Origin of the sequence: Marinitoga sp. 1154, from assembly GCF_013363285.1 — a bacterium.
Taxonomy (GTDB): Bacteria; Thermotogota; Thermotogae; order Petrotogales; family Petrotogaceae; genus Marinitoga.
Genome location: NZ_LBFB01000002.1, coordinates 101,228 through 122,714 on the forward strand (window position 1 = coordinate 101,228; position 21,487 = coordinate 122,714).

Sequence of the window (21,487 nt, forward strand, 5' to 3'; positions counted from 1 at the left end):
TATTAAAATAATATTGTTAGTATATGTATGATAATTTAGAGAAAGGATGATATTATGTTTGCTGAAGAAAGACAAAAGAAAATATTAAATTTTATAAAAAACAAAGGGAAAGCATCCGTAAATGAATTATCTAAATTTTTAAATGTAAGTGCTGTAACTATAAGAAAAGATTTATCTTATTTAGAAGAATTAGGGAAAGTGATTAGAACTCATGGCGGTGCCATTTTACCAGATCATGCAAAGGTAGAATGGAATTTTTTGAGTAAAATAAAACAAATGAGTAATGAAAAAAAAATAATTGCTAAAAAAGCATATTCATACATACAGGAAGATGACACTGTTGTCCTTGATAGTAGTAGCACAAATTACTATATTGCAGAATTGCTAAAAGAAAAACATATTAACGGTGTGACTATTATAACAAATAATATATATATAGCTGAAAAACTTGTAGAAAGCCATTATGAAATAATTCTTTTAGGTGGAACAATAAGAACTAACAGTTTCTCAATTGTTGGACCATGGTCTATAAAATTATTAAAAGAATTAAATTTAGATATTGCATTTCTCGGGACAACTGGCATTTCTAAAGAGAAAGGTTTCATGGTTGCGAACTTTCTTGAAGCAGAATTAAAAAAAGCGATTATTAATTCTTCGGAAAAAAAATTTATTGTTGCTGATTCATCAAAATTTTCAAAAAAATCTTTTGTTTCTTTTGCTGATTTTAAAGATATTACAGGTATTATATCAGGCAACACAATGCCTATTGAATTTTTAACTTTTTTTGATGAAAACAAAATAAAAATTGATTGTGTTTAACTGGGGGTTATATTATGTCAATTACATTTATAGGGCACGTATCAAAAGATATAAACATAGTTATGGAAAATTCAGTCATAAAAAATAAATTAGAAATTCCAGGCGGAGGTGTCTTTTTTGGTTCAATTGCTGCAGCTTCATTAAATAATGAAGTAAATGTAATAACCAAAGTTTCAAAAAACGACCAACAATTATTTTCTGATTTGGATAAAAATCTTATAAAAGTCAAATGGTGCTATTCTAAAACTTCCACATCTATCGAGAATGTTTATCCCTCAGGAGATCCAGATCATAGGATGAGTCGAATGTTATCAAAAGCTGATTCTTTTGCTGTAAAAGACTTTGAAAATTTAAATGATGAAATAATTCATATTTCTCCATTATGGCATGGTGAATTTCCTGAAGAGCTTATTCCAGTAATTAGGAAAAAGGCGGAAATTTTAGGTCTCGATGCTCAGGGCTTTTTAAGGAATGTTGATGAAAATAGAAATATGAATTATTCAGATTGGGAATTCAAACTTAAGTATTTACCCTTAGTTGATATATTTAAAGTTGATATTAAAGAAGCATATATATTGACACAGGAAAATGATCCTATAAAAGCATTAAAAATCATAAAAGAATATGGAGCTAAAGAGGTTTTATTAACCCATAACAGAGGGATTATTTTAGGAGTAGATAATAAAATTTTAGAATCTTCTTTTGGAAAGTATAAAATTGAAGGAAGGACGGGCAGAGGTGATACATGCGTAGCTGCATATTTGGTAGCAAGAAAAAAAATGGATTTTCAAAATGCTTTAAATTATGCAGCTGAAATCACAACAAAAAAAATGCAATATAAAGGTCCTTATAAAGGGTAATTAAAAACTATTTCAGGAGGGATTAGTATGAAAAAATTAGGTATGTTGATGGTATTATTGATTATTGGAACTACATTGATGTTTAGTGTAAAAACTATAAAAATGGTAGCCTGGACAGTCGGACCTGATGATCCGTCAATTAACAGAAAAGTTAATTTAGAAAAAGCAGCTGAAAGATTAAACAAAATGTTAGAAACCGCTGGAGCCGATATACGTATTGATTTAGAAGTATCATTTGATTCTACAGATTGGGGTTCATATAAGCAAAGAGCTTTGATAGCATTTCAATCAGGAAAACAACAAATTGATATTATAACTAGTGGTCATGATGATATAGGAATGTGGGCAGCAGCAAATTACATTATACCTATAGATTCTTATGTTAAGGAATTTTGGGATTTAGGGTTATATGACATAATACCTTCATTGTGGAAATCAACAAAGTTTAAAGGTAAAATTTATGCTATCCCTCAGGACACTGAAGCTAGACCATTGTATGCAAGAAGAGATAAATTGAGAGAAATGGGTTACACCGATTCTCAAATAGATGAAATGATGAAAAAATTCAATACTGGTGAATACACATTATATGACTTAGTAAAAATTGCTCAAGAAGGTATTAGAAAAGGTGTTGTAAAATGGGGATTATGGCATAGACCTTCAAAAGGTATTGACTATTTCCAAATCTTCACATCTTTCGGAGCACAAATATATGACCAAACTACTAATAAATTAGTTTTTGATGAACCAAATATGAGAAAAGCATTCCAGTTTTTCTATGATATATCAAACAAATATAAAATTACACCAAAAACTTTGATTGGAACCCCATGGAATTCAGTTCATAGTTCATTTGCTGGACCAGAAGGCAATGTATTATTCCATATGGGTGGAACCTGGAATGTTGCAGAATGGAAAAAAATGTTTGGATATACTAATGAAGATATAAAAGAAAAATTCGCATTTTCTTTAACTCCTAGCGCTTATAAAGGTTATCCTGGTAATACATTATCACATCCTGTTGTGTATATGGTTACATCAAGATCAAAATATCCTGAATTAGCTACATTATTGATAACCTTAGCTTCCGCAGCAGATTTAAATGCTAAACATGCTATAGACAGCGGACATTTAGCTATAAGATTCGAAGAGATGAGTAACCAATATTATGCAAAAGATGAATTTACAAAAGAAGTAACCAAATTATTACCTTACACCTCTTTCATACCTAATAACGATAGATTTGATGAATATAACAAATCAATTTTTGATGCAATTACAGCTTTGGAAGCTGGAAGATTTACACCTGATCAAGCAATTAGATTTGTCGAAATGACCTTGAAATCAAGGCTGAAAGATAATGTGATTATAAAGAAGTAGATTTTTTTACTCTCTCTCCCTTTGTTGGAGAGAGAGTATTTAAAGTAAAGGGGTTGATATAAAATGACTATCTCGAAAAAAAATTATAAAAAGGGGACGAAACTTTCACTTTTTTTCTTTTTATTTCCAGGAATTTTGCTTGTAATAGTATTTTTTGTTGTACCTGCAATATTAACAATTATTCTTTCATTTACCAATATGGACTATTCATTTAATTGGGATTTTCACGGTTTTACTAATTTTAAGGATATGTTTTCAGACTTTTTAATACCCATAGTTATAAAAAATACATTTATATATGTAATTTTGACCTTGACATTTTTTAATGTGGGATTAGCTTTGATTTTATCATTATTAACAACTTCCATTGATGAAAAAGGCGGATTATTTTTTAGATTAATATGGATGTTGCCAAGATTAACTCCTTCTGTTGTATATTCATTATTATGGTTATGGATATTTGATCCAACAAAATTCGGAATGATAAATGGCGTTAGGACAGAGATTTTCGGAAAAGATCCTATAAATTTCTTAAGTTCTCATCCAATGTTAATTGTTATTTTTGCAAATGGATTTGTTGGAGCATCTTTTGGAATGATTTTATTTACATCAGCGATAAAATCTATACCACGTGATTATATTTATGCTGCTAAGGTTGATGGCGGAGGATGGTTTTTTACTATTAGAAAGGTAATTTTACCTATCCTTAAATGGCAAATTCTTTTTACAACTGCTTATCAAACTTTATCTTTGTTGACATCATTTGAATATATTTTGATTTTAACCAATGGAGGTCCGGTATTTTCTACAGAAGTATGGGCATTATATACATACCATACTGCATTTGAAAATTTCAGATTTGGTTATGGTGCATCATTATCTTTAGTTTTAGTAATATTAGGTTTTGTAGCTTCATTACTATATTTGAAAGTATTCAAATTCGGAAGCATGATGGAAGATCCTAGAATCGAGGTTGATTCATAATGACTGAAAAAAAATATAAAATAACATATTTTCAAAGAAAAAAGGAAAAAATAACACGTATTATTGTTTATGTTGTTTTAACATTTATAAGCTTACCTATAATTTTAAGCTATATGTGGCTTATATTAAGCTCATTTTCAAATGGTATGAAATATGGGATAATTCCACAAGAATTTACTTTAGAACACTGGAGATTTTTATGGGAATCAGTTAAAGGATATCCTAATATTTGGTCTGTTACATTTAATACTTTTATTGTAGCTTTTCTTGTAATGGCTTTTGAAGTTTTTGTATCAAGTTTTGCCGGTTATGCACTTTCAAGATTTAAGTTTAAAGGACGTGTCCCTATTTTAAAAGGAATTCTTGTACTGCATTCATTTCCATCTGTTTCATTGTTGGTTGCAATTTATTATGTATTAAATACTTTAAATTTAATTAATACATTAGGTGGCGTTATTTTGTTAAAAGCTGCTCTGGAAATACCATGGGGATCATGGATTATGAAGGGATTTTATGATCAATTACCATGGGAAATTGAATGGGCAGGTTTGGTAGATGGATATACAAGGATACAGGTTTTTAGAAAAATAATCCTGCCATTGGTAAAGCCGGGTATAGCTGTTGCTGCAATTTTTGGGTTTTTATCAGGTTGGTCAGAATTTATTTTTATAAATACATTTATTTTAAATCAGCAAACCTGGACTTTATCAAGATATATCAAAGGAATAATTGGAGATTTTAGATTTGTTGATTATGGATTATTAACGTCAATTTCATTATTTTATATAATACCAACTTTAATTTTCTTTTTATTCACCAATAAATATCTATTAGAAGTAAATATAACAGGAACTAAGGGTTAAGGAGTGATAGTTATGGCTACAATTGAACTTAAAAATTTAAAAAAATATTTTGGAAATGTAAAGGCTGTAGACGATATTTCATTAAAGGTAAACGATGGAGAATTTGTAGTATTTTTAGGTCCATCTGGATGTGGGAAAACTACTACTTTACTAATGTTAGCAGGGATATATAAACCAACTGAAGGAGAAATATTATTTGATGATCAGATTGTAAATGAAGTACCACCAAAAGATAGAGAAATCGGAATGGTTTTTCAAAGTTATGCTTTATATCCACATATGACATTATATGAAAATATTGCTTTTCCACTTCAAGCAAAAAAAATGTCAAAAGAGGAAATAGATAAAAAAGTTAGAAGCGTAACTAAAAATTTAGATATTGGAAAATTACTTGATAGGAAACCAAATCAGATTTCTGGTGGGCAACAACAAAGAGTTGCTATTGCAAGAGCTCTTGTAAAAGAACCAAAAATTTTATTATTTGATGAACCTTTATCAAATTTAGATGCCGCATTAAGGGCTTATATGAGAGCAGAAATAAAAAAATTACAACATGATTTAGGGATAACATCAGTTTATGTAACCCATGATCAAATAGAAGCAATGACTATGGCTGATAGAATCGCAGTGTTTAACAAAGGAAAATTAATGCAATTTGATTCACCAGATAAAATTTATAATCAACCTAAAAATCTATTTGTTGCAAAATTTGTTGGAACACCTTCTATGAATATAATAGATGTAGAAATCATAAGAATAAATGGAAATATTTATATAAAAATCGATGAAGATACCAGGATAAAAATTGAAGATAAAACGATAAAAGCGAAAATTGAAAAAATTGAAAAAAGTAATGTTCTATTAGGATTAAGACCTGAAGATATTAAAATAAAATTTAAAAAAGAGAATGTTAACACTTTTAAATCAAAAGTATATATTCTAGAACCTTTAGGTCGGGAAATTATATATAATATAAAATTAGGAAACAATATTTTTAAAATAATAAGTGATGAAAAATATAATCTTAAGTTAGACGAAGAAATATATCTGGATTTTCCAGAAAAGGAATTTCATCTTTTTGATAAAGAAAGTGGAAAAAATCTTCTTTTTTAGGAGGTACTATGAGAATATTAATTACAGCTCATTCCGGGTGTAATAATACAAAAGATAATTCTTTTGAACATATATATTCCGCAATTAAATCAAATGCTGACGTTATTGAAATTGATATTGATATTAGTATTGATAGGATTCTGGTACTTTCGCATGATCCATTTATTTATCAATATTCCGGTCATTTTGAAAAAACTTCGAATATTTCAAGTGAAGTTTTAAAATCAAACGGAATTATCACTTTGGAATCTGTATTGAAAAGAATTAATATGACAATACCTCTTAATCTTGATTTAAAAAGCATTGAAGTTATAGAACCAACTATAAAATTATTAAAAAAATTAAATTATACCGATAATATAATTTTCAGTGGATGCAATTCAAATTGGGTTGTTAAAATAAGAAATTTATGTGATGAATATGGTGTTTTTCTCAATTCACAGGAATTTGAAAATTTAGCAAAAGAAAATTATAAAAAATTCATAAAAGTATTTGTTAAAACAGCTATTAAAACAGGAGCTATAGGACTTAATTTAAACTACAAATTATGCAGTGAAGAACTTGTATATCAAGCACATTTAAATGGTTTATTTGTTCAAGTATGGACATTAGATAAAGAAGAAGATATGAAAAAATTAATAAAAATGAATGTAGATGGAATAACTACTCATAATCCATTATTATTAAAAAAAATAGGTGATTTTTGCGAATAACATATTGAGTATTTTTAATTTAGAAAGTTTATGGAAAGTAAAATCGACTCATAGAGTCAATTCAAAAAAATGATGAAATATTCCGTATAAATTAACTTTTTCTCTTATGTCATTGTTTTGAATAAGAACATAAAAGATTTCTAATAAATATAAAATTTAGAAGAAATAAATATAGAATTTAATTAAAATCTTTATAATTTTGTTTTCCTCCCTTTATCTACATATGTAAAAAAAGCTGGCAAAAATTCTTTCGCCAGCTTTTGATTTTTATAATATCTCACTAATTTTTACAACTCTATTTTCTTTTGCTGATATTAGCGCAGCTTTTGCAATTAAAGTTGCTTTTAAACCATCTTCGCCAGAAACAGGAACATTTTTATTATTCAAGATAGAATCAACAAATTCTTTCAATTCATCTTCAAATGATTGCATATACCTTTCAAGAAAAAAGTATAGAGGCTTATCTTCTATAACACCGTTTTCATTTAATAAAATAGTGTTTGTAGGTTTATCATTTTGAGCTATAGCACAACCTTTAAGTCCAAAGTATTCAACTCTCTGATCGTAACCATAAGAAGTTTCGCGGCTATTATCAATTATACATACAGCATCATTTTTAAATTTTAATGTGATTACAGCAGTGTCAAAATCACCTAATCCTTCAATTTCCAAATTTATTAAAACATTACCTACTGCAAAAACTTCTTCTACTTCTGATCCAGCAAGATATCTTGCCATGTCAAAATCGTGTATAGTCATATCCATAAATATACCTCCAGAAGTTTTTACGTATTCAGCAGGAGGAGCTTTTGGATCTCTTGATGTAATTTTTATAATATGTGGTTTTCCTAATTTATCATTTTGTATTAAATCTTTTATTTTTTTGAAATTATGATCAAATCTTCTATTAAAACCTAACTGTAATTTTACTCCGCATTCTTTAACAACATTCAAAGCTTCTTTGATAACTTCTATATCAAAGTCTATTGGCTTTTCACAGAATATATCTTTTCCTGCTTTTGCACTTTCTATTATTAGCTTTGCATGAGTATTAGTTGGCGAACAAATAACTATTGCATCAATTTCACTATCATTTATAACTTCCGAAAAATCGGAAAAATACTTTTTTGCGCCAACTTTCATCACTAAATCTTTTGCAGCATCAACATTAATATCAGCAATACTTATTAATTCAACGTTATTTAATTTAGCAATATTCATTGCATGAATTTTACCAATCCTTCCTGCACCAATTACACCAACTTTAAGTTTTTTATTCATAATATCACCTCAAAATCCTATTAGATTTCTAATATAGTTTCGTGCTTTTATAGCATATTCTAAAGGTGGAGCTTTTTGGGGATCCTGTTCAGCTTCCACCACAAACCAACCTGTATAATCAATTTCATCTAAAACATCAAAAATAGGTTTAAAATCAATCATTCCATCACCAGGTACTGTAAATACTCCGGCCTTTACAGCATCTAAAAAACTTAAATCTTCACTATATGTTTTTTCTAATATTTCTTTTCTTAAATCCTTTAAATGAACATGTTTGACTCTGTTGGGGAATCTTTTAATCAATTCGACAGGATCACCGTTTGCAAATATCATATGTCCTGTATCAACCAATAAAAAAACTTTTGTTGGGTCTGTTAATTCCATTAATTTAATAATTTCTTCATATGTTTGAACTCCCGTTCCCATATGATGATGATATACTATTTTCATATCTTTTTCCAAAGCCAAATCACCAAGAAAATTCAGCCCTTCATAGAGTTTTTTCCATTCATTTTCGTTGAAAATTGGTTTGTTTTTGTGTAAAGGTACATTTATATTACCATGTATAGCTTTACCACATTCAGCAACAACAATAATCTCAGCTCCAACTTCTTTTAAAAAATTTCTATGTTTTTTAAAATTTTCAACTGTCTTGTTAAATTCACCTATTGTAAAAAAAGTACTAAACCATTGACTTGCTACTTTTAAATTTCTTTTTTCCAATTCAGATTTTAATACTTTTGGATTTTTAGGGTATTTATTTCCTATTTCGGTGCCTTCAAAACCTGCTTTTTGCATTTCATTTATGCATTGTTCAAACGATATATTCCCACCTAATTCCGGCATATCATCATTTGTCCATGCGATTGGAGCAATACCAATTTTAATATCTTCTCTTTTTAGCATAATACATCCTCCTATCAATAATCTTTTGCATATTTTTGTAAATATTCGTCATGTTCCTTTTGAACTTTTATGACTCTTTTATTTTCAGAGTGGTGGGCTATTCCTACTCTCCAGAATGATTCATAACCAGAAGATTGAGTTCCCGGTAAAATTTTTATATGGATTAATGTACTGATTTTTGATTTTTTTGCATCTTTTAAAGCTTTTTTTAATTTTTCAATAGAATCTACGACATAAGACTTTGCTCCATAACTCTCAGCATTTTTTGCAAAATCAATATTCATATAATCACCGTCAAGTTTATTGGTTTCAGGATTTCTGTACCTCAATTCATTTCCAAATCCATTTTCACTTCCATGCCCCTTTTGTAATGAATTTATAGATTGGAACCCTCCATTGTCAAACATAATGATGTTTATTTTTTTTCTTTCCTGAATTGTGGAAACTAATTCTGAATGTAACATTATATAGCTACCATCACTAATCATAGTCCATACTTCTTTTTCAGGTTCAGCTAATTTTACCCCATAAGATCCTGCAACTTCGTATCCCATGCATGAAAATCCATACTCAAGGTGATAAGTTTTTCTTCCTTTACATCTCCAAAGTCTGTGCAAATCACCTGGTAAACTTCCTGCAGCACCTACGATAATATCATTCTCATTCAAAAATTCGTTAATTACTCCCAAAGCTTTTGTTTGAACAATACCTTTTTTAGATTCTAAAGAATATAATCTGTCAACTTCATTTTTCCATTCATTTTTTAAAGAAAAAATATAATCTTTTTTGTAAGAAGTTTTATAATTATGTTTTTCAAGCACTTCTTTTAATTCCTTCAAAGCTAGTTTAGCATCTGATAAGAGTAATGTCGAGTCCATTTTTATACCGTCAAATCTTGAAACATTAATACTTAATATTTCAACTTCTGAATTTTGAAATTGTGTTTTTGATGCGGTTGTGAAATCCATCAATCTTGTTCCTATAGCTATAACTAAATCTGCTTCTTTTGCTAAAATGTTTGCTGCTAAAGTTCCTGTAGTTCCAATACCTCCCATATTTAATGGATGATCCCAGGTAAATATACCTTTTCCGGCTTGAGTAAATCCAATAGGAATATTAAATGCTTCGGCAAATTCTTTTAATTCATCATATGCAAATGAATAGTGTATGCCACCGCCTGCTATAATTAACGGTTTCTTCTTATTTAAAATAAGTTTTATAGCTTTTTCCAAGCTCTTTGGATTGGGTTGTCTTCTTTCAATTGTCCATGTTCTTTTTTCAAAAAAAGATTTCGGATATTCATATACTTCACCTTGAACATCTTGAGGTAAAGCTAATGTGACAGCACCTGTTTCTACAGGATCAGTTAAAACTCTCATAGCATTTATTGCAGCTGTCATTAATTGTTCAGGTCTTTCAATTCTATCCCAATATTTACTTACAGATTTAAATGCATCATTAGCTACAATTTTATAATTATTCGGAAGCTCTAATTGTTGTAATACAGGATCCGGTTGTCTCGAAGCGAAAATATCTCCAGGTAATAACAATACTGGAATTCTATTAACTGTTGCTGTTGCTGCAGCTGTTATCATATTTAAAGCGCCTGGTCCAATGGAGCTTGTACATGCAAAAATTTCCAATCTATTTTTTTGTTTGGCATAGGCGGTTGCAGCATGAACCATTCCCTGTTCATTATGACCTTGATAAAATTTCAATGATAAATCATTCATGTTTTCCAGAGCTTCTGCAATTCCCAATACATTACCATGTCCAAAAATACCAAAAACTCCTTTTACAAATTTATATACTTTCCCATCAAGTTCTACATATTGATTATCTAAAAATTTTAATAAAGCCTGTGCCATTGTTAGTTTTATTCGTTTCATTTATTTCTCCTCCTCTGGCCAAATAGAAGCATTTTCTTCCATTACCCACATATGTTCTTTTACAAATACAGGAGTAATATATGGATTATCTTTAAAATGTCTTATTGCCCATATATAATACATTGCATATCCAGGTGCAGAAACTTGTGGGTGTACTTTATCATTTAATATCTTTACTGTATCCCCATCACATACTTTATATGCTTCATCGCCTAAAATTGATATTCCAAATCCATGTTTGGGAAATATTCTGTAATGATAGATCTCCGGTTGTGGATGATGATGCGGAGGATAACTTGACCACTTTCCTGGATAATTTACAACTTCACCAAGCACTAAATTGGCATATGGAGCATTTGATTTATCAAAAATAGTTCTAACTATTCTTGTCGACGTTTCTTTCATTGTGCCTTTTCCGCGTTGTTCAGATCTTGTATTTTCAGGTTTATAAAATACACTTTTGAAATCATTATCGTTTTTTGTTGCAATATAGCAAATTTCACACTTGCCAGTGGAAGTTAACTTTACTTTTGTATTTTTTGAAACATGTAGTGTGTATGGTAGTTCATCGAGTAAAGAATTTCTTCTAACACTATATGAAACATCATCGAATTCAAAAGTAACGTCTCCACTCATTAATAAAAAGGCTCTTTCTTTTTTTTCATCATTCGCGTAAACATCATTTTTTTCTAATATTATTATTCCAAAGTCCATCATCATATTGTTATCTTTTTCATCTTCTGAAGTTATTTGATTGTACCCTTTTCTAAATTCGTTTTTTTTCTTAATTAACAAAGATATCTCCCCCTTATTTTCTACTTATAACTTTTTTAACATTTTGAACAATATCCTGTGCTGTTAAATTAAAACGCTTTTTCAAATATTCAACATCGCCTACTTCACCAAATTCATCGTTTATTCCAACCATTTCCATAGGTACGGGATAATTTTCAGAAACTATTTTAGATACAGACATTCCCAAACCGTTAATTACCGTATGATTTTCAGCAGTTACAATTGCACCAGTTTTTTTTGCACTTTCTATTATCAATTCTTTATCAATAGGTTTTAAAGTAAACATGTCTATTACACGTACATTTATACTTTCCTTTTTTAACTGTTCTGCAGCTTTTAGAGATTCTTCAACCATAATCCCGCTTGATATTATGGTTGCATCACTTCCATCTAAAAGCAAAACACCTTTGCCTAATTTAAATTTACTACCTTCTTCATATATTTTTGTTGGGAATTTACGTAATAACCTAATATAAAACGGGGCTTCAGTATAAGTAATTTGTTCAATTAAATTTCCCATCATAACACAATCTGTAGGTTCAACTACATACATAGTCGGTATTGATAACATAACCGCAAAATCTTGCAAAGCCATATGAGTTCCACCATTATATGCTGCTGTTATTCCAGGATCTGTAGCAACCAATTTAACATTTAATCTTGCATAAGCAACTGACATATAAACTTGATCGAGAGCACGTCTTGACATGAATGAAGTAAAAGTATGAGCAAATGGAATTTTGTTTGTTGCAGCTAATCCCGCAGCTATTCCCACCATATTTGATTCTTGAACACCTATGTTAAAGGCCCTTTCAGGAAAAGCGTTTAAAAATTTCAATGTTCCGTTTGAATTCATTAAATCTGCATCTAAAATAACAATTCTTTCATCATTCCTTGCCAATTCTATTAATTTATCTATATATGCATCTCTCATCATTTTTGTATCGGTTTTTCTATTATTCAAAATTTTTATATCCATTACGACTCACCTTCTTCAAGTGTCTTTAATTCTTTTTCAAGTTTTTCGATTGCTTCTTCAATTTCACTTTGTTTTACTTTTACATGATGCGCTACTTTTCCCTCCAAGAAAGAAACGCCTTTTCCTTTGATTGTATGTAAAATAATTACAGAACTTTTATTTTTGACATTTTTAGCTTTTATTATTGCGTTGTATATGGCTTCAATATCATGCCCATCAATTTCAAGTGAATACCATCCAAAATCTTCCCATTTTCTTCTTAAATCTCCTAAATCATTTATTTCATACGTATATCCGTCTAATTGTTGTTTGTTATAGTCAACAAAAACCGTTAAATTATCAATTTTTGCGTTCCCTCCATATAAAGCCCCTTCCCAAACTTGTCCTTCTTGAGTTTCGCCATCGCCTAACATTACGTATACATAATTATCTTTTTTGGAAAGTTTATGTCCTAGAGCCACTCCTAAAGCTGTTGACATACCTTGACCCAAAGAACCAGTTGTCATATCGATTCCGGGTGTTAAATTTTTATCCGTATGACTTGGCAATAATGTACCACCTTTATTCAAAGTTAAAAGCCAATCTTTCGGGAAATATCCTTTTAAAGCCAAAGTTGCATATAATGATGGACCTGCATGTCCTTTTGATAAAATAAACCAATCCCTTTCTTCCCATTTTGGATTTTGTGGGTTTATTTTCATAATTTTTCCATATAATACGGCAAGTAATTCTACAATGGACATAGCTCCTGGTAAGTGTCCAAAGCCCAAATGTCCGATTTCTTTTAATGTTTCAATTCTTATTTGAATGGCGAATTTCTTCAATTCTTTGATATCTTCTTTTGAAAGCATAATTTCACCAACCTTTTTTTACTAATTCTTTAATTTTTTCATTAATTGCATCTCCAACTTCGTTAGTTTTTGCATTTCCGCCAATATCTTTTGTAAGATATTTTCCTTCCTCTGTAACTTTTTCCATTGCTTCCATTATTAATTTTGCTGAATCACTCTCACCTAAATGCTCTAACATCATACTTGCTGTCCAAATGGCACCTATAGGGTTTGCTATTCCTTTTCCAGCTACATCTGGTGCAGAACCGTGTACTGGCTCGAACATAGAAGGATATTTTTTTTCAGGATTAATATTTGCACCTGGTGCTATACCTATGCTTCCTTGCATTGCAGATCCTAAATCTGTTAATATATCTCCAAATAAATTTGAAGCAACTACAACATCGATATTTTCAGGGTGTAACAAAAAATATCCAGATAAAGCATCTACATGCATAATACGAGTTTCAACTTCGGGATAATTATTTTTTAGTTTATTAAAAACCTCATCCCAGAAAACCATACTATAATTCAAAGCATTCGATTTTGTTGCAGATATTAGACTCTTATTTCTTTTCAACGCAAGTTCAAAAGCATATTTCATAACTCTTTCCGTTCCTTTTCTGGTAAAGATAGCTGTTTGAATTGCTACTTCATCTTCTGTCCCTTGATATACACGACCACCAGTTCCGGAATATTCACCTTCTACATTTTCTCTAACAACAACAAAATCTATTTTTTCATTTCTTAAAGGTCCTTTTATACCTTTTAATAACTTTACAGGCCTTAGATTTATATATTGATTGAATTCTTTTCTTATGGGTAATAACAATCCCCATAACGAGACATGATCGGGAACCCCAGGAAACCCAACTGCTCCCAAATATATTGCTTCAAAATTACTTAAAATTTTCATTCCATCTTCAGGCATCATCTTTCCAGTTTTCAAATAATATTCACAACTCCAGGGAAATGTTTCAAATTCAAAATCTATTCCTCCATGTATTTCTTTTATAGTATTGAGAATTTTCAATCCCTCATTTATAACCTCAACTCCTACACCATCACCTGGTATTACAGCTATCTTATATTTTTTCACAAAATCACCTCTTTTTATATGCTTTTTTTAACGCTTTTATAAGCGGTAATTCTTTTCCAGATAAAAACCTAACCATTGCTCCACCAGCTGTACAGATATAACTAAACTTTTTTTCTGCATCTTTTACCAATTTATTGGCTGCACTTACAGAATCTCCGCCGCCTACTACAGAATAAGCATATGAATTTGCAATAGCATTCCATATTTCATATGTTCCTTTTTCAAATATTTTATTTTGATCGTAAGCACCTGCAGGACCATTAACAAATATTGTTTTTGCATTGTTTATTTCTTTTTTAAACAAATCAATTGTTTTTGTACCAATATCCAAAAACAAAGCATCTTCAATAGGCAGATTTTCTAAATTTACCTCAATTCTTTCACCATTATTTTCATATGCAAAATCAACTGGGTTAATAAATTTATCTCCCCATTTTTCCATAAATTCTTTAGCAGGTTCAAAAAACTTGTTTAAAGAACGATCATATATAAATTTTTCTTGTTTTTTACTGAAAAACTTACCTTGAGCCATATGCATAATTATTCCAGTCACGCCACAAGTTAATATTTTATCCGCAGTACCACTTTCCAATACCTGTTTCATCATTCCAAAAGCATCTGAAACTTTTAACCCACCTAAAATAAAGATAGAAGGTTTTTCTGGGTTTTCCATTACGTTAGTCAATGCTTTAATTTCAGAAATTAACAACCTACCACCAGCAGTAGGTAAAATTTCTTCAAATGCAACCATTGAAGGAGCATTTCTATGTGCCGCTGCAAAGGCTTCATTCACATATATATCTCCAAGTGGTGCCAGATGCCTGATTAAAAATGTATTTAACATTTCTTCAGGAACTAATTTTATAGCATCTTCAAAAGTTGATATTTCTTCACTTAAATATCTAAGATTTCCTAAAAGAATTCCTTCTCCTCTTTTCAAGTTTTTAACCGCTTCTTGTGCGGCAGGTCCTGCAACATCATCGATATATTTAATTTCTATACCGAGTTTTTCTGAAAGTTTTTTTGCATGTTCTTCCAGAGGAATTAAATTGAAATAATCTAACGAATCACCCTGGTGGGCTATTATAGCTAATTTTGATCCCTTTTCTAATAATTCTTTTATTGTTGGTACACTTTTGTTAATTCTGTTTTCATCTACTATTTTTTTTGTTTTTGGATCAAGTGGTGAATTAATATCAACTCTTAAAATGACAGTTTTGTCATAAAAATCAAAATCATCTAAAGTGTTTATTTTGAGAACTGTCATATTATCACCTCACTTATAAAATTTGTACGGCGACTAACAGTCACCGCACGATAATTATCAATAATTGATATTTTTAATGTTTAAATATTTGTTAGTTAATGAAACAGCTTCTAATCTGTCCTTTTGCATTTCCATCGCAGCTCTGATTCCATCTATTGTTTCTGGAATGGTAACTGATTCTTGAGGAATATGAATAGAATATAATATTCTGTCATCAAATACGGTAATTGTTTCTTCCCAAGTGAACACTTCGTATAAGTCTCCTCTTGGATGTCCTAAATCACGAGCAAATTTAAAAATCGCAGCATTTCCTAAAAATCCATCTTCGATTTTTACAACGCGAATTCTTGGATGCTCTTTAAATATTTCTATTACTTCCTGTGTGGTAACAGATTTTTTTGGTTTAGCAGCAACTGTTATAAAATGACCATGAGTAACAGGAGTGTGAACTAACGTCCCTGTAGCTTTTACATGAGGCATTACAAGCATTAAATCCACTGCTTGATGATTTGGAACTTTATCTACCTTCAGGGCATTTGTAAGACCTCTATGATAATCTCCGGGATCAGCCACTCTTCTGACAATTGTAATTATTACATTATCTATCCCAAACGCTCTATCCAACGCATCTACAGTTCTAATTAACCCTGTGGTATTACACGAAGTGAGTTTTAAAAATTGTTTTCCTAATCCTTTTTCAAAATTTGCGTATCCATGGAAGAAAACGTCTGCTATTTCTGTTTTTTCACCACCTTGAAAAATAGCTTTTTTACCGTATTTTTCGTAAAGTTTTTTATTTTTTGCTCCGATGCCAGCACTTGTTGCATCTAATATTATGTCGCATTTTTGTACTAAATCTTCCAAAGTACCTGAAATTGGAATACCAAATTTTTCTAATTTTTCTCTGTTTTCAGGAAGAGCTAAATAAAAGTCATATAGCATTCCTTTTTCTTTCAAAGCTAATACGGGTAATGTTGGTGCAACATCAGCGATTCCAATTAACTCAATATCTTTTTGTAAAGCAACTCCATCAGCCAATCTTTGACCAATTGTACCATAACCTACAACACCCACCTTTACCATGTTTAACAACTCCTTTCTTAAAGTTTTACACTTTTCCGGATTATTGGTTTTGTAAAAAGAGAAATCATTATAGGATGTGGATTAATTCCATTCATTAAATTAAATAATCTTCCTGCAGCTAAATTTCCCATTTCTTCTCGTGGAACTCTAACAGTTGTAAGTTGAAATTGTTCGGCAACGTTTAAATCATCAAAACCAATAACTCCAATATCCTCTGGTATCTTATAGTTATTTTTCTCTAAAATTTTCATTATTTCTATAGCGCATAAATCTTTACTTGTTACAATAATTTCTGGTTTTTCTTTTGCCACATTTAATGTTAATTTTTTTAAATCTGAAACTTCTGTAAAAGAATAAATTTTTGGCGTTAAACCTATTTCAATCAAGGCTTTTTCGTAACCTAATTTTCGTTGTTCGAAACTGTAATGTTCTTCTTTGTAATGAAAATAGACTATTTTTTTATAACCTTTACTTAAAAAAGTTTTTACTATATTATATGTTCCTAAAAATCCATTGCTTACAATACTGTCAACATCAAGTCCCCAAATATATTCATCAACTACAACAACAGGTTTATTATAATTTAAAAAATATTCAATATCTTCCTTTTTCAAACCACCACCAACTAACATGAATCCATCAATTTCATCAAAAGATATATTTAATTTTTTATCTTCAATTGAAAAAATAAACAAATTCGATTTTAATTTTGAAAAATAATCTTTAACCCCAGACATTATGGGAACATAGAAATTGTTTTCAGAATTATGAAGTCCATCGAAAACTTCATCAGTACATCCAATTCCTATATTCCACTTATTTTTCTTGGCTAAATTTTTTGCAAATAAATTTGGTTCGTAACCTAAGGATTTTATAGCCATGATTACCTTTTTTCTAGTTTTTTCGGAAACATTGGGATTATTATTCAAAACTCTTGAAACTGTAGCTATTGAAACATTCGCTATTTTAGCAATATCCTTTGTTGTAATTATATTGTTCACCTCCATTTTGAAAACGCTTACAATTTTTATATACTTAATTATATAAATTATTTAAAAAAAATTCAAATTAGATTAAACTAAATATAAACGTATTATGTTTGATTATACATTTTTATCCTTGAATAAACAATAATATTTAATTTTTGCTGTTTTTTTATAATTTGTGGAGGAGAAAATTTTAGATTTTATAGTATAACTTTGTATAAATAAGCTATATTATTAATAAATTACCAACAATAGATTTCATACAAATCAAAAAAAATGATAATATTTTTATATAAAATTATTTTGTAAGCGTTTTCAATTTAAAACAAAAAGGAGTTGAAAATTATGAAGATTAAAAGGTATTTAGAGAAAAAAGCAGAGCAATTTCTAAATGGCAGGAGAAGTATTAGAGATAATAAAACAAAGAATATATTTGATAAAAGATATTATATTTTTCCAGAAAATATTATAGTAAAAAATTATCATAAAAAACCGATTGCCGTATTTAATCCTGGAGCTTTATTGAAAGATGATAAGTTAAAAGTTTTTCCTAGATTAATATTCGATTATTATAAATATACTTCAAGTGTGGGATGTTTCGAGGTTGAAATTGGAAGAATTTTAAAAGGAATTTTAGATAAGAATTTTGAGACAAAAATAATTTTATATCCTGAGTTTTTATGGGAATTTCTCGGAATTGAAGATCCAAGAGTAATTGAAAATAACGAAGAAATTTTAATGTTATATACTGGAAAAGGTTATGTGGACTTTAACAAGAAAAGAAGAGATGTTCTGTCATTTGCAAAATTAGACAAAGACTTCAAAATAAAAAGAAAAGATTATTTCAAAATTTCTGATAGAAATGAATTTTTTTTACCGGAAACTATAAAAGACAGTGCATTTTTAGATTTTAAAGAAGGCAATGTGTCTTTACTTACCAGAATCCAGTTAAAAGATAAATTTTTTTGTTGGCGGGGAATAGCAAATATTAATAAATTAACTATTGATCCAGAATCTTTACATCCTGTTTTTGCAATGGAAGAGTGGGAAACAAAGGTAGGATGGTCTACCAATACTATTAAATTATCTAATGATGAATATTTAGTAGGCTGGCATGCTGTAATGAAAAATGATCTTTCTTATAAGAATGGTTTTGCTATAGTAAATGGAAAAGGGGAATTATTAGGAATTAGTGATTATTTATTATATCCAGAAGGATTGACTGAAAATTATGGAGATAGAGCTTTTGTTATTTTTGGAAATGGTCTTGTAAAATATGAAGATTATATTATATGGATAGGTGGTATTTCAGATTATGGCATAGGTATTTTCATTACAACATTAAAAGACATAATGGAAAACATTAGGATAATATAAAAATCAAAGTAAAAAAGCCTTTCAGAATTTTTGAAAGGCTTTTTTATTATTTAATTAATATTATTGAATAAGATAAACAACTAAGACGGTGATAAATATTACAATTATTGAATTCATGTTTAAAAAAGATAGTATAAGTGCAGTGATAAAACCAATAATACCAGAAAAAATATTTCCTGTAGAATAAAAAATATCGGGAATAATTAACATCCCTAAAATTGTGTACGGGATATATTTAAAAAATTTTTTTAAAAAAGAATTAGAAGTCAATTTCTCAGCAATAAAAAAAGGAACAATTCTGGGAATCAAAGTAACAATACTCATTAATATAATAGTTATAATATATTTATTCATTAATATCATTCCCTATGTGTTTTTCAAAATATGCAAAGATAAAGGATATAATAACAGATACAATAATTATACTAAAATACTTCGGAAGATAATTTCTTACAATTATATAAATAATGATAGAAATTATAACGCTTAAAAATTCATAATATGATTTTTTTATATTTGGAATTAAAATACTCAAAAACATTGCATATAATGCTATTCCCATACTATTTTTTAGCGTAGTATTAAATGTTGATGAAAATAATAACCCTATTAAAGTACCAAAATTCCAACCCAGATATGATATTGATATTAATCCAAAAAAGTAATTAAAGGTAATTCTATTTTTATTATTAAAATAAGCTATAGAAAATGTTTCATCAGTGATACCCAAAGAAAGAAAATAGAAATATTTATTTTTTTCAGATTTTGTAGCAATAGTAGAAGACATTAATATATGTCTTAGATTAAGAAAAAAAGTTGTTATAACAATTTCAAAAATAGAAGCATTTTTTAACATTTCAACTGCAACAAATTGACTAGCACCGGCAAATACCATTAAAGACATAAGCCATCCAACATATCGTGGATAATTATATGTCTTTACTAAAATTCCAAAAGCAATTGCTATTGTAATATAACCTATAGAAATGGGAATTCCATCTTTTAATCCTCTAATAAATTCTTTCATGTTAAACGACTCCTAAATATTTTTTTTATTATACCATAATTTAAATCAGGAAGAAATATAAATTAAAAATGTTTAATTTATATTAATAAAAAACTATAAATAGTTATCTTATATTATAATCAAGTTTAATAAGGGATAATCTGTTTTTGATTTCTATGTTAAATATGTTTTAATATTATCGGTAACGTTATCGGTAACGTTACCGATAATTGGGGTAATAAATTTTCGGGGTGATAAATATGAAAAAAAAAGAAATTACAATTAAAGATATTGCAAATATTGCAGGAGTTTCTATAAATACAGTTTCACGAGCTTTAAATAATAAACCTGATATAAATGAAAAAACAAAAAAAAATATATTAAAAATAGCAAAAGAGTTAGGATATGTTAAAAATGTAACTGCCAGTTCTTTGCGCAATAAAAAAACAAAAACAATTGGTGTTCTTTTCAAAGATATAACTAATCCTTTTTTTGTTGAAGTTTTAAAAGGAATAGAAAAAGCTACAAAAGAAAATAATTATAGTTTAATTTTAATGGATGTTGAAAAAGATTATAATGTTGAAAAAAAAGCTTTAAAAATAATGGCAGAAAAAAGAGTAGATGGCATAATCCTAAGTCCAGTAAGAGGCGCAAATAGAAAATTTAAAGATATTATGCGACTGGGAATACCTTATGTAATATTAGGCGATCATTTTGAAAGTATTGACGCTGATGAAATTTATGCAGATGATGTAAAAGGAGGGTATATTGCTACAAAACATCTTATCGAAAGTGGTGGGAAAAATATTATTTTTTTAAGTGTGAAAAATCATAATTTTGTATCTTATTCTAGATTTTTGGGTTATAAAAAAGCCTTTGAGGAATTTAAGTTAACAATAAATGAAAAGCTAATTTTTGAGATTGATGAAGATGTAAATGCAGCTTATAAAAAAACAATTGAAATCATAAATAAAAAAATCTTTTTTGATTCCATATTTTGTTTCAATGATATTTTAGCTTTTGGTGCTCTAAAAGCCTTAAGAGAAAAAGGTTTCAATATACCAGATGACATAAAGATAGTTGGATACGATGACATAATATATTCATCAATTATTGATTTAACAACCATTCGAATACCAAAATTTGAATTAGGCTATAAATCTTTTCATATGCTTTTAAATAAAATAAATAACAAAACAAAAAAAGGGGAAAAAATAATTCTTGATGTTGAATTAATACAGAGGAAAACTACATAGA

Annotated in this window: 21 protein-coding genes; 9 read left to right on the top strand and 12 right to left on the bottom strand. The window is 28.9% G+C overall.

Translation table 11 applies throughout. The annotated features are described in order from the left end of the window. Nucleotides 1-54: 54 nt before the first annotated feature. From XO12_RS01620 to XO12_RS01650, 7 genes are all read left to right on the top strand, one after another. Nucleotides 55-819: a DeoR/GlpR family DNA-binding transcription regulator gene (locus XO12_RS01620; RefSeq protein WP_047265273.1), complete on the top strand. Its 765-nt coding sequence runs from the start codon at nucleotides 55-57 to the stop codon at nucleotides 817-819. Between the two features lie 14 nt (nucleotides 820-833). Then, nucleotides 834-1,679: a PfkB family carbohydrate kinase gene (locus XO12_RS01625; protein ID WP_047265272.1), complete on the top strand. Its 846-nt coding sequence runs from the start codon at nucleotides 834-836 to the stop codon at nucleotides 1,677-1,679. A 27-nt stretch (nucleotides 1,680-1,706) separates the two neighbouring features. Next, on the top strand, nucleotides 1,707-3,059 hold the full coding sequence (locus XO12_RS01630; RefSeq protein ID WP_047265271.1) for an ABC transporter substrate-binding protein: 1,353 nt from the start codon (nucleotides 1,707-1,709) through the stop codon (nucleotides 3,057-3,059). A 63-nt stretch (nucleotides 3,060-3,122) separates the two neighbouring features. Beyond that, entirely contained in the window at nucleotides 3,123-4,043 is a 921-nt protein-coding gene (locus XO12_RS01635; protein ID WP_047265270.1) for a carbohydrate ABC transporter permease, read from the top strand. Continuing rightward, on the top strand, nucleotides 4,043-4,906 hold the full coding sequence (locus tag XO12_RS01640) for a carbohydrate ABC transporter permease (RefSeq protein WP_047265269.1): 864 nt from the start codon (nucleotides 4,043-4,045) through the stop codon (nucleotides 4,904-4,906). Before XO12_RS01635 ends, XO12_RS01640 begins: the two co-directional genes overlap by 1 nt. A 12-nt stretch (nucleotides 4,907-4,918) precedes the next feature. Beyond that, on the top strand, nucleotides 4,919-6,019 hold the full coding sequence (locus XO12_RS01645) for an ABC transporter ATP-binding protein (protein WP_047265268.1): 1,101 nt from the start codon (nucleotides 4,919-4,921) through the stop codon (nucleotides 6,017-6,019). An 8-nt stretch (nucleotides 6,020-6,027) separates the two neighbouring features. Further along, entirely contained in the window at nucleotides 6,028-6,732 is a 705-nt protein-coding gene (locus XO12_RS01650; RefSeq protein WP_047265267.1) for a glycerophosphodiester phosphodiesterase, read from the top strand. A gap of 267 nt (nucleotides 6,733-6,999) precedes the next feature. On the opposite strand, the gene iolG is transcribed toward XO12_RS01650, so the two are convergent. The 10 genes from iolG to XO12_RS01700 are packed head-to-tail and all read right to left on the bottom strand — an operon-like array spanning nucleotide 7,000 to nucleotide 17,862. Then, nucleotides 7,000-8,013, bottom strand: coding sequence for an inositol 2-dehydrogenase (iolG, locus tag XO12_RS01655; RefSeq protein WP_047265266.1), 1,014 nt, complete (start codon nucleotides 8,011-8,013; stop codon nucleotides 7,000-7,002). 9 nt (nucleotides 8,014-8,022) lie between these two features. Continuing rightward, nucleotides 8,023-8,919, bottom strand: coding sequence for a myo-inosose-2 dehydratase (iolE, locus tag XO12_RS01660; RefSeq protein ID WP_047265265.1), 897 nt, complete (start codon nucleotides 8,917-8,919; stop codon nucleotides 8,023-8,025). Nucleotides 8,920-8,933: 14 nt separating this feature from the next. Continuing rightward, nucleotides 8,934-10,808 carry a 3D-(3,5/4)-trihydroxycyclohexane-1,2-dione acylhydrolase (decyclizing) gene (gene iolD, locus XO12_RS01665; RefSeq protein WP_047265264.1) on the bottom strand — a complete coding sequence of 625 codons (1,875 nt, stop codon included), beginning with the start codon at nucleotides 10,806-10,808 and terminating at the stop codon, nucleotides 8,934-8,936. Continuing rightward, nucleotides 10,809-11,603 (bottom strand): 5-deoxy-glucuronate isomerase, encoded by a 795-nt coding sequence (locus XO12_RS01670; protein WP_047265263.1) that lies wholly within the window; start codon nucleotides 11,601-11,603, stop codon nucleotides 10,809-10,811. Between the two features lie 13 nt (nucleotides 11,604-11,616). Beyond that, nucleotides 11,617-12,582: a transketolase family protein gene (locus XO12_RS01675; RefSeq protein ID WP_047265262.1), complete on the bottom strand. Its 966-nt coding sequence runs from the start codon at nucleotides 12,580-12,582 to the stop codon at nucleotides 11,617-11,619. Next, the gene (locus XO12_RS01680; protein WP_047265261.1) at nucleotides 12,582-13,433 is read right to left on the bottom strand and encodes a transketolase; all 852 of its coding nucleotides are present in this window, start codon (nucleotides 13,431-13,433) and stop codon (nucleotides 12,582-12,584) included. Before XO12_RS01680 ends, XO12_RS01675 begins: the two co-directional genes overlap by 1 nt. Nucleotides 13,434-13,437: 4 nt before the next feature. After that, complete coding sequence (locus XO12_RS01685) at nucleotides 13,438-14,511, bottom strand: tartrate dehydrogenase (RefSeq protein WP_047265260.1); 1,074 nt, start codon at nucleotides 14,509-14,511, stop codon at nucleotides 13,438-13,440. Nucleotides 14,512-14,515: 4 nt separating this feature from the next. After that, complete coding sequence (gene pgk, locus XO12_RS01690; protein WP_047265259.1) at nucleotides 14,516-15,778, bottom strand: phosphoglycerate kinase; 1,263 nt, start codon at nucleotides 15,776-15,778, stop codon at nucleotides 14,516-14,518. Nucleotides 15,779-15,835: 57 nt separating this feature from the next. Further along, a complete protein-coding gene (locus XO12_RS01695) occupies nucleotides 15,836-16,861 on the bottom strand; it encodes a type II glyceraldehyde-3-phosphate dehydrogenase (RefSeq protein WP_047265258.1) in 1,026 nt (341 codons plus the stop codon). A gap of 17 nt (nucleotides 16,862-16,878) precedes the next feature. Beyond that, complete coding sequence (locus tag XO12_RS01700; RefSeq protein WP_175419571.1) at nucleotides 16,879-17,862, bottom strand: LacI family DNA-binding transcriptional regulator; 984 nt, start codon at nucleotides 17,860-17,862, stop codon at nucleotides 16,879-16,881. Between the two features lie 330 nt (nucleotides 17,863-18,192). Here XO12_RS01700 and XO12_RS01705 point away from each other — a divergent pair, with 330 nt between their 5' ends. Beyond that, nucleotides 18,193-19,224, top strand: a complete 1,032-nt coding sequence (locus XO12_RS01705; RefSeq protein ID WP_047265257.1) for a hypothetical protein — start codon at nucleotides 18,193-18,195, stop codon at nucleotides 19,222-19,224. Nucleotides 19,225-19,284: 60 nt separating this feature from the next. On the opposite strand, the gene XO12_RS11565 is transcribed toward XO12_RS01705, so the two are convergent. Further along, nucleotides 19,285-19,587 carry an AzlD domain-containing protein gene (locus XO12_RS11565; protein ID WP_084822608.1) on the bottom strand — a complete coding sequence of 101 codons (303 nt, stop codon included), beginning with the start codon at nucleotides 19,585-19,587 and terminating at the stop codon, nucleotides 19,285-19,287. After that, complete coding sequence (locus XO12_RS01715; RefSeq protein ID WP_047265255.1) at nucleotides 19,571-20,251, bottom strand: AzlC family ABC transporter permease; 681 nt, start codon at nucleotides 20,249-20,251, stop codon at nucleotides 19,571-19,573. The genes XO12_RS11565 and XO12_RS01715 overlap by 17 nt, the downstream gene beginning before the upstream one ends. Before the next feature lie 239 nt (nucleotides 20,252-20,490). Between XO12_RS01715 and XO12_RS01720 the strand changes: the two genes are divergently transcribed. Further along, nucleotides 20,491-21,486, top strand: coding sequence for a LacI family DNA-binding transcriptional regulator (locus tag XO12_RS01720; RefSeq protein WP_047265254.1), 996 nt, complete (start codon nucleotides 20,491-20,493; stop codon nucleotides 21,484-21,486). Nucleotide 21,487: the final 1 nt, after the last annotated feature.